The organism is Bacteroides hominis (genome assembly GCF_033042785.2).
Classification (GTDB): Bacteria; Bacteroidota; Bacteroidia; order Bacteroidales; family Bacteroidaceae; genus Bacteroides; species Bacteroides hominis.
Window position 1 is genome coordinate 680,043 of sequence record NZ_CP178829.1, and the last position, 16,853, is coordinate 696,895.

The following is a 16,853-nucleotide window of genomic DNA, read 5'->3' on the forward strand; positions in this document are numbered from 1 at the left end:
GTTAGTATAGGTAAATCGTGGCAAAATTAAACCTTTTTTTCCACACTATTGTTTTTTTTTGTACTTTTCGCAAAAAATTCAAGGGTTATGGAACACTGGAAGAAGAAAAATAGTTTCTCATACAAAGATTTGTTATATAAAGCACTGATTTTCGTCGGTACTGTGGCCTTCATTGTTTATTTCCTACCACGGGATGGGAAGTTTAACTATCAGTTTGACATAAACAAGCCGTGGAAGTACGGTCAGTTAATGGCTACTTTCGACTTCCCGATTTACAAAGACGAAGCAGTGGTAAAAAGGGAGCAAGACAGTCTTCTGGCCTCTTTTCAACCCTACTTTGAATTGAATAAAGAGGTGGAAAAGAACGCGCTCGCCAAGCTTAAGGAGAACTACCATACACATCTGAAAGGGATACTCCCCTCAACAGATTACATCCGTTATATTGAGAAAGGGCTGAAGACCATTTATCAATCGGGAGTCGTATCGACAGAGGAGATGCGAACCCTCCTCCATGACAGTCTCTCTTCTATCATGGTGATTGACGACAAATTAGCCAACCAGCGAATGACTGACGGAATATATACCGTAAAGAGAGCCTACGAGTATCTTATATCGAGTGACACCGCCCATTATAACAAAGACATCCTGCGTCAATGCGCACTCAACGAGTATATAACTCCCAATCTGATTTATGACTCCGTACGTACAGAGACTGCCCGGAAAGAGCTGCTCGACAACTATTCCTGGGCAAATGGAGTCGTACAAAGCGGACAAAAGATCATCGACCGTGGAGAGATTGTCAGCAAACAGACATACAACATTCTGGAATCTTTACGTAAAGAGTCTATTAAGCGGAGTGAATCTCTTGGACAAAAGCGGCTGATACTCGCCGGACAAATCTTATTTGTCGGTATTCTGGTACTTTGCTTTATGCTATATCTGGAACTCTTCCGCAAAGACTATTATGAGCGTAAAGGCAGTCTGTCGCTACTTTTCGCCTTAATTGTATTCTATTGCGTCATCACGGCATTGATGGTGACAAACAATATATTTAATGTGTACATCCTGCCTTATGCCATGCTTCCGATTATCATCCGGGTTTTTCTCGATTCACGCACGGCATTCCTGACACATGTCATCACCATACTGATCTGTTCCATCACCCTGCGATACCCCCACGAGTTCATCCTGACACAATTAGCAGCCGGACTCGTGGCTATCTTCAGCCTGAGAGAATTGTCGCAACGCTCACAACTGTTCCGCACCGCCCTCCTGGTGATACTGACGTATGCAGCCATATATTTCGCTTTTGAACTGATCAGCGAAAACGATCTTTCAAAGCTGAATGTCAGTATGTACATATACTTCATCATCAATGGAGTGCTATTACTGTTTGCTTATCCTTTATTATTCCTGCTCGAAAAGACTTTTGGTTTTACATCGAATGTAACGCTTGTAGAGTTGTCGAACATCAACAACGATCTGCTGCGAAGAATGTCCGAAACCGTTCCTGGTACTTTCCAGCACTCGATGCAGGTGGCTAATCTGGCCGCCGAAGCTGCAATACGTATCGGTGCCAAAAGCCAGTTGGTACGTACCGGAGCACTGTATCATGATATCGGAAAAATGGAGAATCCGGCTTTCTTTACCGAAAACCAGTCGGGGGTGAACCCCCATAAGAACCTGAGTTATGAACAGAGTGCCCAGGTAGTTATCAGTCACGTAACAGACGGATTAAAACTGGCCGACAAGCATAACTTACCCAAAGTGATCAAGGATTTCATCAGCACCCACCACGGGCGCGGAAAGACCAAATTCTTCTACATATCCTGGAAGAACGAACATCCGGGTGAGGAACCGGATGAAGAAGTATTCACATATCCGGGACCTAACCCGTTCTCAAAAGAAACAGCCATACTGATGATGGCAGACTCCGTAGAAGCCGCTTCACGCAGTTTACCTGAGTATACCGAAGAGAGCATCAGCAACCTGGTAGATAAAATTATCGACTCACAAGTGCAGGAAGGATATTTCAAAGAATGTCCGATTACCTTCAAAGACATTGCGACGATCAAAGCGGTATTTAAAGAAAAGCTGAAAACGATTTACCACACGCGTATCAGCTATCCTGAGTTAAAGAAGTAAGGAGTCCGGCACAAGCATCCTCGAGTATATCGAGCACGTATTCAAAGCCTTCCGCACCTCCATAATAGGGGTCGGGCACGTGATCGGCGGGGATGCGGGTGCAGTATTCCGTCATCCGGTGAATCTTTTCCCATTCTGCCGGAGAGGGAGCTTTCTCCCTCAGGTCATCGATATTCCGATCGTCCATGCCGATTATAAGGTCAAAGTCATAAAAGTCCTCTGTACGGACCGGACGCGAACGATGAACCAGTTCATATCCTCTGCGAGCTGCATGAGCACGCATGCGGCTGTCGGGCAGCTCTCCCTGATGATAGGCCAAGATACCGGCCGAATCAATCATGAACTGATCTTCCAATCCGGCCTCTCTGATCAGATGAAGCATCACGCCTTCTGCCGTAGAAGAGCGGCAAATGTTGCCTAAGCAAACAAAAAGTATTTTCTTTTTCATTCTTTCTTATTTTAATTAATAAGGTATAAAAATCCGCATGCAGGAACACGCTACATGGATCTCCCCTGCTACACGTTTCTGCATGCGGTATAAAAAGGTATTGTCGATAACTCTACAACGAATTCAATATTTTGTTCGCCTTATTCACCGTTTCAGCAGCCGGCACTTCCGGGAAGTCCTTCAGTTTAAAGGTGGATAGCATTTTTTCCAGCTTCTTAAATCCGTTCTTGTTTTTCTTATCCGTAAACTCTTTACGTAAGATTGTTATCTTCTCATGAGCCTGAACGCCCTCGATAAGTTTCTCGAAACGGATGGAAGAACGTGCTCCCGGATAAACCAGATAAGTATCACCACCGGCCCAAGCCTCAAAACGTGAGTCGAGCAACGGCTCTTTCGGCCAACTGTTATATGCCCAACGCAGGTAACCGTCGAGGTGATCTTTAGCAGAATAATAGCTCATCCAGGCAGCCTCGGCAGGATCGGAGAAAGTAAAGGTATTCGGGAAAGCTTCTGTACAACAGGTGTAATAAGTTGTAGGCAACTGCTTTTGTGCACGGCGTGCCAATACCTCTTTCGGATAAGAAGCGCCGATAGGAATACAGTAATCGTAAATATCAGCCTCCAATTCTTTATGGAAATTTCCGGCCAGCGAAACTTTAAATTCCGGATCAGCTTTACGGATCACCTGCAATGTTTTCTGCATTACCTCCATCGGGCGTTCGTCCATGGCGATGGCACAAATGTCGAACCAGCCTTTTTCACGCAAATGTTTAGAGAATGACTTCAGCATAGCCACCCACATCTCTTCGTAAGCTTTCTCGCCCGGAGCAGTCTTGGCGTATTGCATACTGTTTGTAGCCTGATCGAAGTACTGGAATGACAATTTCCACGGAACCATTGAATAGCAGTTGATTTGCTTGTCAATGCCTACGCTCATCATCATCTCCACCCACTTGTCGAACACACCATAGTCGAAAGCCCATGTGCCATCAACCTTTTTCGTCCAGGTAACCATCGATTCAAAATAGTCATAAGTCTGTCCGTTCCAAGGTTTGTGCATGATGGTAGCCGTAATAATCTTCTGTCCGGCATCCGCCAGCATCTTCATCAACGGACGCATGGCATCCATATGTTCCTGACTCCAAAGCGGAACCTGATAATAGCGTGCCACGGCAAACGGGCTCTGCCACAAATCCAGATGATAAGCCCATTCGGACGGAGCGGGCAATACGCGGGAAGAGACTTTAATGTCCATCTTGAGGGTAGACAGCCTCTGGTCTCCGTCTTTCACCTCAACGGTGCCGCGATAAACTCCCGGAGACACGGTCTGGGGTATCTGGCAATTGATCCAGATAGCTTGGGTACTCTTAGCCTCCATAGGCATGGAAGTCAGCAAGTGGTCAATCGGATCGGCCACCAACAGAGAGTCATAAATAGAATGATCCGGACGATAGCCACAGGCACCGCGTCCATCCTTATTCAGTTCATCCGTCATCACATAGCGGACAAAACCTCCGCTGAAGGCACTTGCCGGAAGCACGTCGCCCTTGGAGTTTTTAAATTCGGAAAGAGAATAATTCAACCCTTCCAGATCGGTACCTGTCCAGACAACAGCCTGAGCATGGAGTTTCTCGCCACGCCAGCCTTCCAGTGTGACGCTTTTCTGTGATTGAATCATGGGGACAACATGTTTTGCATACCGGGTATCGGTATTTCCCCATTGCACCTGAGGAGTTTTGACTGCCGCCCACTCCTTCCCGGAAGGAGTAACCGGATCGGGTAACTCTTTGTAAGATTGAAGTGGGAACGGAGCCTGTCCGGTCGGTGTTCCACATTGTGTCACTCCTTGCTGTGCAAGAAGCGGGCCTGTACTAACCAGGCAAGAAAGCAAAAGTGTCGTGATTCGCTTCATGGTTTCATTTTTTAAAGGTATATATTAAGATTGGTTTTCATTACATAGGATCTACATCATAATAGACAATCAACGATTTAAACCGTTCGTCTTCTATCATTTCCCGTTGTACACGCAAAAGTAATTCACGGGCGCGACTCATTGGCGCATTTTGTTCTATTTTAACAACTATTTTCCGTATAAACAAAGTCTGGATACGGGCAACGGGAGGCTTATCCGGCCCCAGTATACGGTTTCCGAACAATGCGCGCAGCTTTTCGGCCATGGTATGTGCCATCACATCCAGCAATGTCTCGTTCCGGTTCTTCAGATAAACATACACCATCCGGTAGTAGGGAGGATAATGGAACATCTGTCGTTCGGCCAATTGTCCCGCTACCATATCCTCGTAATCGTTCGTCATCACCTGACGGATGATGGGGTGATCTATACTTTTGGTTTGCAGCACAACCCTGCCCCGTTTATTTTTTCGCCCGGCACGTCCGGCAACCTGTGCCATCAACTGGAAGGCACGTTCGTACGAACGGAAATCGGGATAATTCAACATCGTATCCGCATTGAGGATGCCCACTACACTGACATGATCGAAGTCGAGTCCTTTTGATACCATCTGGGTACCGATCAGTATATCAGTCTTCCCTTGCTCAAAATCTGCAATAATCTTTTCATAGGCCGACCGGGTACGGGTAGTATCCAAGTCCATACGTGCCACAGAAGCTTCCGGAAAAATCAGTTTTACGTCATCTTCTATCTTCTCCGTACCAAAGCCCCTGTGCATAAGTTCGACTCCCTCGCAAGCCGGACACGAACGGGGCAACTGGTAGGTATACCCGCAATAATGGCAAGTCAGCTGATTGATGCCTTTATGATAAGTCAGGCTGACATCACAGTTTTTGCATTTAGGCACCCATCCGCAAGTGCGGCACTCTATCATCGGGGCAAAACCGCGCCGGTTCTGAAATAGAATCACCTGCTGTTTATTATCAAGCGCCTCACGGACGTATTGCAATAACAAGGGGGAGAATTGCCCCGTCATCCGCTTTTTGCGGTGTAACTCCTTGATATCTACCGGAATAATTTCCGGAAGTTGAATTTCTTTATATCGTTCTTTCAACTCCACCCATCCGAATTTACCGGTAGTGGCATTCTGCCAGGTCTCCACCGAAGGAGTGGCAGTGCCTAACAACGTCTTTGCCCCATACATCGAAGCCAGTACGATAGCGGCATTGCGGGCATGATAGCGTGGCGCGGGGTCCTGCTGTTTATAAGTGTTCTCGTGCTCTTCGTCCACAATGACCAGTCCGAGATTCCGGAACGGGAGGAATACCGAAGAGCGCACCCCCAGAATAATGTCATATCCTTCTTCCGTCAATTGCTTCTGCCAGATCTCAACCCGTTCGGCATCGGGAAACTTGGAGTGATAGATCCCCAACCGGGAGCCGAACACCCGTTTCAGACGTTCGGTAATCTGAGTGGTCAACGCAATTTCGGGTAACAGGTAAAGCACCTGTTTCCCCTGACGTAAAGCATCTTCTATTAGATGGATATACACTTCAGTCTTTCCGCTGGAAGTCACACCGTGGAGCAAGCAGACATTCTTCTCTTGAAAGCTCCGCACAATTTCATCATAAGCCCGCTGCTGATGTTCGTTCAGAACGTTCAGTTCCACCGTTTGTCCCGAGATACGGTTCAACCGGCCGATTTCCCGTTGATAGACTTCAAAGACCCGCTTTTCTACCAATCCGTTAAAAACGGCAGGAGAAGCGGAAGCACGCTGCAACAATTCCTTTTTCGATACTTCCTTCAACGTGCCGTCTCCCAATACCCCGGAAAGCTCGACGTACTTCATCAACAGTGCCAGTTGCTTCGGGACGCGTTCTAATTTATCAAAATGTCGCCGGAGATTCTCCTCGCCCGAAGCGTCGGCCGTCAGCCGGACCCGGACTTCTGTTTTAGGTTTATAGGTACGGCGAAGTTCCTCTTTTACAAAAAGGGCTTCCTTATCGAGCAAGGATTTAATAACAGTAAGTATGTTTTTCAGACCACTCTCCTTTTCAAGTTTGGTGACGCACTGCTCAGGATCTTTTGCAAGCAAGTCAAGTATCCGTTGTTCCCGTTCGGGAAGGGGAGCATCGGCTTCAAAGTCAGGGTTGTATTCAACAATTGTCTCGCTTTCCAGTTTTAAACCGGAAGGTAACGCCGCTTTGTAGACATCGCCCTGTGTACAGAGATAATAATCGGATAACCATTCCCAAAACCGGAATTGTACAGGGAGCAGTATCGGAGAGGTATCAAGTACGGCGGAAATCTCTTTGACTTCATATTCAGTCGGCGCATAATAGTGAACATTGCAAACAATGGCTGTATAATACTTTTTCCGCCCGAAAGATACGACTACCCGACAACCGATTTGTACCTCTTCTGCTCCTTCGTCCGGAAGGGAATAAGTGAAGCAACGGGGAAGAGGCAAAGGTAATATGACATCTACATACTTTTTCATCGTGAGGACAAAGATACAAAAAAATCCCCGACGCAAACGCCGGGGATTTGTATATCATCAGATGATTCTGATTTCTTAGAAAATATAAGCAGCAGATATCTGCCACATTTTAGTCTTATAAGAAAAATCAGCCTCTTTCCATTCCGCTGTTTTATTCAACGGGATATTATAATTGGCTCCTATCTGCAAATGCCTCAGTAATTTCACACCGGCACCTACATTAATACCTATCTGTGCGTTCTTTTTATTCAACCGACCAAGGTCCTCGTAATTCTTATCGCCTGAGAAGTTAAAATAAAAATCCGGACCGGCTGCCACGTAGATACCCAATGCACTACCCAAGCCAATAGTATACTTCAAGTTAATTGGAATATCGAGACCATTCTGTCTGATAGACTCATCACCTACTTTGACACCTCTCTGAGAGAACAAAAGAGCACCGTCAACCCCCAAACCTACCAGTGGGATAGTAACCTCAGCCATCGGGCCGATAAAGAAACCGGTAAAGTTGTCTGTTTTTAAATCAGACTTATTAAAATCAGCTTTTGCCAGGTTTACACCACCTTTCACACCAAACTTGATAAGTTGTGCCTGAGCAGGCATAGCCATACCGATACATACAGCTATCATTAAAGCACTAATAATCTTTTTCATAACTAAGTTGTGTTTAAAATTCGGGACAAAGATATAGTTTTAAATTAAAAAAACATTAAATTCGTTTGCATATTTTCAGCAAAGCGCTCTATTCTATAACATTACTCAACAGCATTTTGTTGTTTCAATCGCCAATATAAAGGACTTGCCGTTTTCTCAATAAAAAGATCCATCTTTATCATCTTAGGGAACTATATACGAGATGTACAACTGGTATATCGGATTTTTTAATAATAGACCCGCAACCTCATAAAGTAGCAGCAAAATCCCGGCAAGAAGAAAAAAACACCCTTACCGGAACAACAAATCATAAAACGATTTACCTTTGTAGTACATTTAAGGAAAGATGCCAGAGTGATCGAATGGGCCGGACTCGAAATCCGGTGAACGGCTTGTCTGTTCCGTGGGTTTGAATCCCACTCTTTCCGCACAGGCTTGCAGGTTCCGATTAAGAAAAAGAGCCTTGCAAAAGCCCGTTTCACCACAGACTGTGACACCTCCCCCTTCTCTATAAAGACCGTTTCCCTATCCCTTAAACTGTATCAGCATCAGGACAGGATTATCATCTACTTTCATTCCCGAAACAATCTTTTTCAGTTCACCACTCAACTCACCGGCTTCGTAAGCCTCCACCAAATCTTCCGACTTCAGAATGACTAAAGCGCAATCTTCGGGATAACGATAAAACATGATGCCTGAGACCGGTTTCGAAGTATCTTCACGATTCTTGAAAATATAGCGGAAAACCTCCTGGGTACGGCGATCATAAAGCCATTCTTCATTTTGCAAATCCAGATGATCAATGCTGTTCATAGGTATCTCCATCGGTTGCTTGGTTAAAAAAAGATAGGGTCCCGCCACTCCTTTCAAAAACAAACCATACTGGTTCCCTTCTTCATTATGTGAAGGGGTCCGGACCAGCAAAGGTTTTAAAGCAAAATCCGGCTCCATCGTAAACAAAGTATCCGAGTCCGCATTGCCTATGTAGAACCGGGAACCATTGCAAATAATCGATGGCTCATGCATATAGCCATACAGATGCGCTTGCTCGTTGATGATTAATTTAACTTGCACACATTTTTTCTGCACATAGCTCAAAGAATCCAGCTGTCCGCTCTCGGTAGAGACAAGGAGGTAGGGATGGAACCCGGCATCCGAACCTGCGGAAGGAGTGAAGTCCCGGGAGGCAATCAGATATTCGGGAGAGAAAAGATACATCTGGTTCAACCATATATTTTCGGGATAAGGAAGCGAACGCTTGAACGTGCCATCCAGCGAATAGACGTGAATTTTTTGCCGGTTCATCTCTTTCAGATAAAGTTCGCCATTCTCCCAGTTTACGTCTACCGTCGCAATATCTTTGTATTCTCCCGGACCATTTCCCACCCGGTGGATACGGGTAAGGGCTTTTCCCTCCCGGCTGAACAGACAGACATCTTCACTCTGGTGACCTATCGTCACGATATATTTATCGGACACTATCGCGGCAACACCATTGAACAGAAAGTCATCGGTAGTTTCCAAAGGAATATATTCCACATCGGCAATGTCTTGCAGAACAATCTCTTTTTCAGGGTAACTTTTTGTCATGTCGACAACGGATAAAGCCTGAGTCTCCGCCTGCTTCGTCCCCTGGCATGAAGCCAACAGGTACAGCACCAGAAAGTAAAAAGGGAATTTTTTCATAGTATCATCATTAATCACACCGGCAAGATAGAAAAAAAATACCGGATTCAGCTCTCAAACTTCAGAAAATAAAAAAAGAAGTTGTACCCCAAACCGCTGCAATTCTCCTATCCTCCCTAAACGGAAGAAAGAACTGTAACCGGATTGGGATACAACTTCTTAAATATGCTGACCGGATTCCCCGGATCAGTTGTTAGGCTTAATATCGAGTTTAACCGGATGAATCATGTTTTCCGGCTTCAGGATCGTATCAAGGTCTTCTTTCGAAAGAATGTTATGTTCCAACACCAGTTCGTAAACTCCCTTACCGGTCTCCTGTGCCTCTTTGGCAATTTTGGTAGAATTCTTATACCCGATGACAGGGTTGAGGGCCGTCACAACACCGATACTGTTGTGAACATCTTTCCGGCATTTCTCCTCATTGGCCGTAATGCCGTCTATGCACAAAGTACGCAGTGTATCGAAGCCATTCATCAGCAAATCGGCAGATTCAAAGCAACACTGTGCCATAACCGGTTCCATCGCATTCAGCTCCATCTGAGCCGCTTCGCCACTCATAGCCACGCAAAGGTCGTTGCCTATCACTTTATAGTCGATCTGGTTCATCACTTCGGGGATAACCGGATTTACCTTACCGGGCATGATAGACGACCCGGGTTGCATGGCAGGCAGATTGATCTCACCCAACCCGCAACGCGGACCGGATGCCAGAAGACGCAAGTCATTGCAAATCTTATTCATTTTTACAGCTATACGACGCATGGCTGAAGAATACCCCACCAGACAGGAAGTATCGGAAGTAGCTCCTATCAGATCGTCGGCCAAACGGATATCCAGCCCGGTAATCTTCCGAAGGGCCGCGATGCATTTGGTAGCATATTCCGGTTCGGCGGTAATTCCGGTTCCGATGGCAGTAGCTCCCATATTGACTGCCAGGAAGTCCTGTGCAGCAAAGTCCAGATTCTTAATTTCATCTTGAAGGATGCTGGCAAAACCATTGAATGTCTGCCCAAGCGTCATCGGCACCGCATCTTCCAACTGTGTACGCCCCATCTTGATCACATGTGCAAACTCTTCTGCTTTTCTCCGGAAAGCACCGATCACTTCTTTGAAATGCTTCACCAGTTTCAGATGCGTATAATACATACCTATATGGATGGCAGTGGGATAGGCATCGTTGGTGGACTGCGAACGGTTGACGTGGTCATTGGGCGAACAATATTGATACTCTCCGCGTTTATGTCCCATCAGTTCGAGGGCACGATTGGCTATCACCTCGTTGGCATTCATGTTGGTGGTAGTTCCGGCTCCACCCTGAATCATGTCTACCGGGAATTGGTCGTGATGTTTGCCTTCCAGAATTTCTTTACATGCATGGAGAATGGCATTTGCCTGTTCTTCAGTCAGCAATCCAAGCTCAAAGTTAGCCATAGCGGCTCCCATCTTGGTTATGGCAAGTGCATTGATAAACAACGGATACTCACAAAGGTGATATTTACTAATGCGGAAGTTCTCTATGCCCCGAAGGGTTTGTACGCCATACAAAGCGGTTTCGGGTACTTCACGTTCACCTATTAAATCACTCTCTGTACGAGTTGCTTTCGATAATTCTTCTTTCATAATATATCTTTATTAACAATTATAATCTTAACTGTGTTTATAATAACCAAACTTAAGCAATATTGTTTTGAAAGCAATCATATTCACTATTTAGTTAACATACTTTAAACAAGGAGTGATTTACGTATAATAAAGCAAATACATGTATCATATTGTAAATAGCATCCGATTGAGAGATATTTTATAAAATCTCCTTCATAATGAAAAAATATGCAAATCAGCAAAAACCAATTAACTTCTTTTTTGTTGATTACCATATCATTTACCAATTCAGAGACAATTTATTAAATTATCTTTGCCAAAAAATTAAAAAAGAAAGATATGATTTTACAATTGGCTTTTGTACTGACAGCTATTATTATCGGTGCCCGTTTGGGAGGTATCGGACTCGGAGTAATGGGTGGCGTAGGTTTAGGGATACTGACTTTTGTCTTCGGACTGCAACCCACAGCCCCTCCGATCGATGTAATGTTGATGATTGCCGCGGTTATTTCGGCCGCATCATGCATGCAGGCAGCCGGCGGACTGGACTATATGGTGAAGCTGGCAGAAAAGTTATTGCGTAAAAACCCGTCACACGTCACTCTTTTGAGTCCTATTGTGACTTATCTGTTCACCTTCGTCGCCGGTACGGGACATGTTGCCTATTCCGTACTGCCGGTGATTGCCGAAGTGGCCACCGAAACAAAAATCCGTCCGGAACGCCCTCTTGGCATCGCCGTTATCGCTTCCCAGCAAGCCATCACGGCCAGTCCCATTTCGGCAGCCACAGTTGCCTTGCTCGGACTTCTGGCAGGTTTTGACATTACTTTATTTGACATTTTAAAAATAACGATCCCCGCTACCATTATCGGTGTGCTGGTAGGTGCACTGTTCTCAATGAAAGTGGGCAAAGAACTGGTGGACGACCCGGAATATCAGAAGCGATTGGCAGAAGGGTATTTCAACTCTAAGAAAGTAGAGATTAAGGACGTACACAACAAGCGCAATGCAATGATCTCGGTTCTAATTTTCATTTTAGCAACGGCCTTCATCGTATTCTTCGGTTCTTTCGACGGTATGCGCCCCACCTTCCTGATAGACGGAGAAACCGTTACATTAGGGATGTCTGCCATTATTGAAATCGTAATGCTTTCGGCAGCTGCGCTTATCCTGATGATTACCAAGACGGATGGAATCAAAGCAACACAAGGTTCTGTTTTCCCGGCAGGAATGCAGGCGGTAATCGCCATCTTCGGTATAGCCTGGATGGGTGACACATTCCTGCAAGGCAACATGGGGCAACTGACAGAATCTATCGAAGGATTGGTTCGGCAGATGCCGTGGTTATTCGGAATAGCTTTGTTCGTAATGTCTATCCTGCTTTACAGTCAGGCAGCCACAGTACGTGCACTGATGCCACTGGGCATCGCCCTCGGCATTTCGCCGTATATGCTGATCGCCATGTTCCCGGCCGTAAACGGATACTTCTTCATTCCGAATTATCCGACGGTGGTTGCTGCCATCAATTTCGACCGTACAGGAACAACCAAAATCGGTAAATATGTGTTGAATCATTCGTTTATGATGCCCGGATTGGTATCAACCGTTGTAGCTATCATACTCGGATTGCTCTTCATCCAGGTATTTTAAAAATACGAACTATCTATTTTTTAACCTAAATAACAGTTGAGTCATGAAAGAACTAAAAAGACTAAGCCTTGTAGTGGTTACACTACTGCTTTCCACAATGATGGCCTTCTCACAGAAGCCAAACATTCACATCCTTGCTACCGGAGGAACGATTGCCGGGACAGGCGGCTCGGCAACCTCTACCAATTACACAGCCGGACAAGTAGCAATCGGTACACTGCTGGATGCAGTACCCGAACTAAAAAACATTGCCAATGTGACCGGTGAACAAATTGTGCGCATCGGTTCGCAGGACATGAACGACGAAGTATGGCTGATACTTGCCAAAAAGATCAACCAGTTGTTGAAACGTCCGGATATCGACGGCATCGTTATCACTCACGGAACAGATACAATGGAAGAAACGGCTTACTTCCTGAACCTGACCGTCAAAAGCGACAAGCCGGTGGTGCTGGTAGGAGCCATGCGTCCTTCCACCGCACTTAGTGCCGATGGTCCGCTGAACCTTTATAACGCCGTAGTCACCGCAGGGGCCAAAGAATCTGTAGGCAAAGGCGTACTGGTAGCCATGAACGGATTGATTCTCGGGGCAGAAAGTGTATTAAAAATGAATACAATCGATGTACAAACCTTCCAGGCACCCAACTCCGGAGCGTTGGGCTATATCTTCAACGGAAAGGTATTTTACAACCAAGCCCCACTGAAAAAGCATACCACTCAGTCTGTGTTCGACGTAACCAACCTGAACTCTCTGCCTAAAGTAGGTATCGTTTATAGCTACTCAAACATTGAGGCAGATATGGTAACCCCACTTCTACACCACGATTATAAGGGTATTATCCATGCCGGCGTAGGTAACGGAAACATTCACAAGAACATTTTCCCGGTACTGACAGAAGCCCGTAAGAAAGGAATACTCGTTGTCCGTTCATCCCGTGTACCGACCGGACCTACGACACTGGATGCCGAGGTGGATGATGCTCAATATCAATTTATCGCTTCGCAGGAATTGAACCCGCAAAAGTCACGTGTACTGCTGATGCTTGCACTGACCAAAACCAACGACTGGAAGCAGATTCAGCAATATTTTAATGAGTACTAACCGGGCATCGGACCGATAAAACCTGAACACTTATGAAGAAATTAATGGCAATGCTGCTCCTTGCGGGCAGCATTCAAGGAGTATATGCACAAAAGGCAGAAAAGAAAGAAATGTTTCTGGAAAACAAATCGTTGTACGAAGAACTGGCCAACGTGCAAAAAAAGACGGATAAGTTCAATCTGTACCTCAATATGCAAGGTAGTTTTGACGCTAACTTCCGCGATGGTTTCGACGAAGGAGTATTCAAAATGCGTCAACTCCGCATCGAAGCAAAAGGCAATCTCAACAGCTGGCTCTCTTACCGCTATCGTCAACGCCTGAACCGTTCGAACGAAGGAGGAGGAATGATCGATAACATCCCTACCTCGATAGACTATGCCGGAATCGGTGTGAAACTGAATGATCAGTTCTCTTTCTTTGCCGGTAAGCAATGTGCCGCTTACGGGGGATTTGAGTTCGACCTGAATCCGATCGACATTTACGAATACAGTGACATGATCGACAATATGAGTAATTTTATGACCGGACTGAACGTCGGTTATAATATTACCCCCACCCAGCAACTCAACCTGCAGATTCTGAATAGTCGTAACAGTTCGTTTGACAAAACATACGGAATCACCGAAGATTCGGAAGGCAAATTGCCGGATCTCAAATCGGGGAAGATGCCACTGGTCTATACCCTGAACTGGAACGGCAACTTCAATGAGGTATTCAAAACCCGCTGGTCAGCCTCCGTCATGAGTGAAGCCAAAGGCAAGAACCTCTACTATTATGCAGTGGGCAACGAGCTGAATCTGGATAAGTTCAATATGTTTGTCGACTTCATGTATTCGCAGGAAGGCATCGACCGCAACGGTACTATCACCGGAATCGTGGGTAATGCCAGCGGACACAATGCTTTCAACGCCGGTTACTTATCCGTGGTGACCAAGCTCAACTACCGTTTCCTCCCGAAATGGAATGCTTTTGTAAAAGGTATGTATGAAACCGCTTCGGTTACTAAAGCAACTGACGGCATTGAAAAAGGTAACTACCGTACTTCCTGGGGATACCTGGCCGGAGTAGAGTTCTACCCGATGAAGACCAACCTGCATTTCTTCCTGACTTACGTGGGACGTTCATACGACTTCACACATCGTGCCAAAGTACTGGGACAGGAGAACTACAGTACCAATCGTTTGTCTTTAGGTTTCATCTATCAGTTACCGATGTTCTAATACCAATAAAACAGTCCCGATAAACCGGATCGTTTATCGGGACTATTTATTATTTTCAATTCATTCGTTCGTATCAATACTCCTCTTCATTGAAGAAGAAATCTTCTTTACTGGGGTAATCCGGCCAAATATCTTCTATACTTTCATAGATTTCGCCTTCATCTTCCATTTCCTGAAGGTTTTCAATCACTTCAAGAGGAGCACCCGACCGCATGGCATAATCAATCAGTTCATCCTTAGTTGCCGGCCAAGGAGCATCTTCCAGTTTAGATGCTAATTCCAACGTCCAATACATAAGCTTTCGTATTTAAAATGTGAATATTAATACCTACTCTCTATTTTTCGGCAAAAGTATAATAAAAAATTTCACTTGCAACTATTATTCCAAAATATTTCGTCTTTTCCCTCATTAAAATTCATTTTACGAGACAAGACAAATAAATAATCAGACAGCCGGTTGACATAAGCCAGCAAATCAGCAGAGATTGTATAGCTTTCGGATAATGCAAGAATACGCCGCTCCGCCCTCCGGCAAACGGTACGGCAAACGTGGCAAAGTGCCGAGCCACGACTTCCTCCCGGAATGATGAAGGAATGTAAAGGCGGAAGAATTTCGTCGGCAGCATCAATTTCACGTTCAATAGCTTCTACATCGGCAGGGGTAATAATACTGACATCGTGCAGTTGGATCTTCTCCTGGTCAGTGGCCAGATGCGAACCAATGGCAAACAGTTTATCCTGCACCGACTGTACGAAATCCAAATCATGCTCGTCCATCAGGTAAGTTGCCAGTAATCCCAGATTCGAGTTCAGTTCATCGACCGTTCCATACGCTTCAAGGCGGATGTGGGTTTTCGGCACACGGGTTCCTCCTATCAGACCCGTTGTTCCTTTATCACCCGTTTTTGTATATACAAGACTCTTTTTCATAATGATAGTAAGTTTATTATTTCTGTAAAGGTTAACACACAAAAGGATTCAGAAGTTGACGATATAGTGCTGTTTTATCTTCGTACGGTCGAAAAAGACGATTCCAAGATCATATAAGTCGAATGTAACACCCGTCCGGTCATCCTGCTGTATCTTTTTCCAGAGTGCTTTCATCTTTTTCGTATAGCAGATACCGGCAATCACAAAAACTCCTTGCTCCGTTGTTCTCGACGCACAGATATCGAATACTTTCTCTACAAATTCCGGGTTACGGTAATGGTGCAAATAAAGAAAATCGACAGGTGTATCTTTCTCTAAAAAGAGTTCGGACAAATCAGAAGCACCCAGATAACCCGCCTTAGCATGTCCGGCCTGCAAATATAGAGACGATACCGACAACGTTCCGGCATCTACAATCGTAGCAGGTTGCATTCGGTTGACCAACCGGAACAATAACCGGTTCACCTTCTTTGATTCATGCTTCCACTTCTTGCCGGGATTTACCGACATTTTCTTTTGTTCAGTCTCCAGCAAACTGTAAGCATAGTAAGGGGTACGCTCATAAATGACGTTGGTTATCAAGTCGAAAGCAAATGGTGAATGAACCCCATATCCACAACGGTGACGAAAGCGGGCCAGCCAGATAAAAGGGCGTTTCAACAGTAGAAATCCGTTCATAATAAATTGAAATATATCGCGTTCAACGCACAAAGATATACTTTTTATCAAAACAGAACAATTTCAACCCAAACCTTCTGATAGATTCAACTCATATCCAAACTATCTATTCAGCACAGTTCTAAGAATATACTATATATCTTAGCACAATATCCTGATCTAAAAACCGATTAATATTTAATCAGCACATTTATTACAAGTTGACTTTTATTTAATATATTTGCATTACTAATGAAAAGAAAAACATGGAAAACATATATTTTGCAAATCAGGGGCTATTAATCGGCGTCATAGACCACCCATTCCATTTAGATAGCGAAACTTTC

The 16,853-nt window shown here is 45.0% G+C and carries 13 protein-coding genes and 1 tRNA gene; 5 read left to right on the forward strand and 9 right to left on the reverse strand.

Annotation, left to right across the window (positions count from 1 at the left end; all coding sequences use genetic code 11):
- Positions 1-87: 87 nt before the first annotated feature.
- Entirely contained in the window at positions 88-2,145 is a 2,058-nt protein-coding gene (locus tag R3O62_RS03350) for an HD family phosphohydrolase (RefSeq protein ID WP_005822149.1), read from the forward strand.
- Here R3O62_RS03350 and R3O62_RS03355 read toward each other — a convergent pair.
- The 4 genes from R3O62_RS03355 to R3O62_RS03370 form a co-directional block, all read right to left on the reverse strand.
- Positions 2,120-2,593: a low molecular weight protein-tyrosine-phosphatase gene (locus R3O62_RS03355; RefSeq protein WP_005782146.1), complete on the reverse strand. Its 474-nt coding sequence runs from the start codon at positions 2,591-2,593 to the stop codon at positions 2,120-2,122. The genes R3O62_RS03350 and R3O62_RS03355 overlap by 26 nt on opposite strands.
- 112 nt (positions 2,594-2,705) lie before the next feature.
- Positions 2,706-4,505, reverse strand: a complete 1,800-nt coding sequence (locus R3O62_RS03360) for a DUF4091 domain-containing protein (RefSeq protein ID WP_032539197.1) — start codon at positions 4,503-4,505, stop codon at positions 2,706-2,708.
- 40 nt (positions 4,506-4,545) lie between these two features.
- Positions 4,546-7,005 carry a replication restart helicase PriA gene (priA, locus tag R3O62_RS03365; RefSeq protein ID WP_044300984.1) on the reverse strand — a complete coding sequence of 820 codons (2,460 nt, stop codon included), beginning with the start codon at positions 7,003-7,005 and terminating at the stop codon, positions 4,546-4,548.
- 75 nt (positions 7,006-7,080) lie between these two features.
- Positions 7,081-7,659: a porin family protein gene (locus R3O62_RS03370; RefSeq protein WP_005782143.1), complete on the reverse strand. Its 579-nt coding sequence runs from the start codon at positions 7,657-7,659 to the stop codon at positions 7,081-7,083.
- Between the two features lie 340 nt (positions 7,660-7,999).
- Between R3O62_RS03370 and R3O62_RS03375 the strand changes: the two genes are divergently transcribed.
- Positions 8,000-8,087: transfer RNA gene (locus R3O62_RS03375), tRNA-Ser, on the forward strand.
- A gap of 97 nt (positions 8,088-8,184) precedes the next feature.
- Here R3O62_RS03375 and R3O62_RS03380 read toward each other — a convergent pair.
- Together R3O62_RS03380 and aspA are read right to left on the reverse strand one after the other, a co-directional pair.
- Complete coding sequence (locus tag R3O62_RS03380; protein ID WP_195341508.1) at positions 8,185-9,345, reverse strand: 6-bladed beta-propeller; 1,161 nt, start codon at positions 9,343-9,345, stop codon at positions 8,185-8,187.
- A 186-nt stretch (positions 9,346-9,531) separates the two neighbouring features.
- A complete protein-coding gene (gene aspA / locus R3O62_RS03385) occupies positions 9,532-10,965 on the reverse strand; it encodes an aspartate ammonia-lyase (RefSeq protein ID WP_032536174.1) in 1,434 nt (477 codons plus the stop codon).
- A 321-nt stretch (positions 10,966-11,286) separates the two neighbouring features.
- Between aspA and R3O62_RS03390 the strand changes: the two genes are divergently transcribed.
- From R3O62_RS03390 to R3O62_RS03400, 3 genes are read left to right on the forward strand one after another with little or no spacing between them, the layout of a single operon-like run.
- On the forward strand, positions 11,287-12,597 hold the full coding sequence (locus R3O62_RS03390; protein WP_005811415.1) for an anaerobic C4-dicarboxylate transporter family protein: 1,311 nt from the start codon (positions 11,287-11,289) through the stop codon (positions 12,595-12,597).
- 43 nt (positions 12,598-12,640) lie between these two features.
- Positions 12,641-13,699: an L-asparaginase 2 gene (gene ansB / locus R3O62_RS03395; RefSeq protein ID WP_005782137.1), complete on the forward strand. Its 1,059-nt coding sequence runs from the start codon at positions 12,641-12,643 to the stop codon at positions 13,697-13,699.
- Positions 13,700-13,731: 32 nt separating this feature from the next.
- Positions 13,732-14,919, forward strand: coding sequence for a porin (locus R3O62_RS03400; RefSeq protein ID WP_234069847.1), 1,188 nt, complete (start codon positions 13,732-13,734; stop codon positions 14,917-14,919).
- Between the two features lie 73 nt (positions 14,920-14,992).
- On the opposite strand, the gene R3O62_RS03405 is transcribed toward R3O62_RS03400, so the two are convergent.
- The 3 genes from R3O62_RS03405 to R3O62_RS03415 form a co-directional block, all read right to left on the reverse strand.
- A complete protein-coding gene (locus tag R3O62_RS03405) occupies positions 14,993-15,214 on the reverse strand; it encodes a DUF2795 domain-containing protein (protein WP_002558131.1) in 222 nt (73 codons plus the stop codon).
- A 71-nt stretch (positions 15,215-15,285) separates the two neighbouring features.
- Positions 15,286-15,849: a cob(I)yrinic acid a,c-diamide adenosyltransferase gene (locus tag R3O62_RS03410; protein WP_005782133.1), complete on the reverse strand. Its 564-nt coding sequence runs from the start codon at positions 15,847-15,849 to the stop codon at positions 15,286-15,288.
- A gap of 48 nt (positions 15,850-15,897) precedes the next feature.
- Positions 15,898-16,527, reverse strand: coding sequence for a hypothetical protein (locus tag R3O62_RS03415; RefSeq protein WP_044300934.1), 630 nt, complete (start codon positions 16,525-16,527; stop codon positions 15,898-15,900).
- Positions 16,528-16,853: the final 326 nt, after the last annotated feature.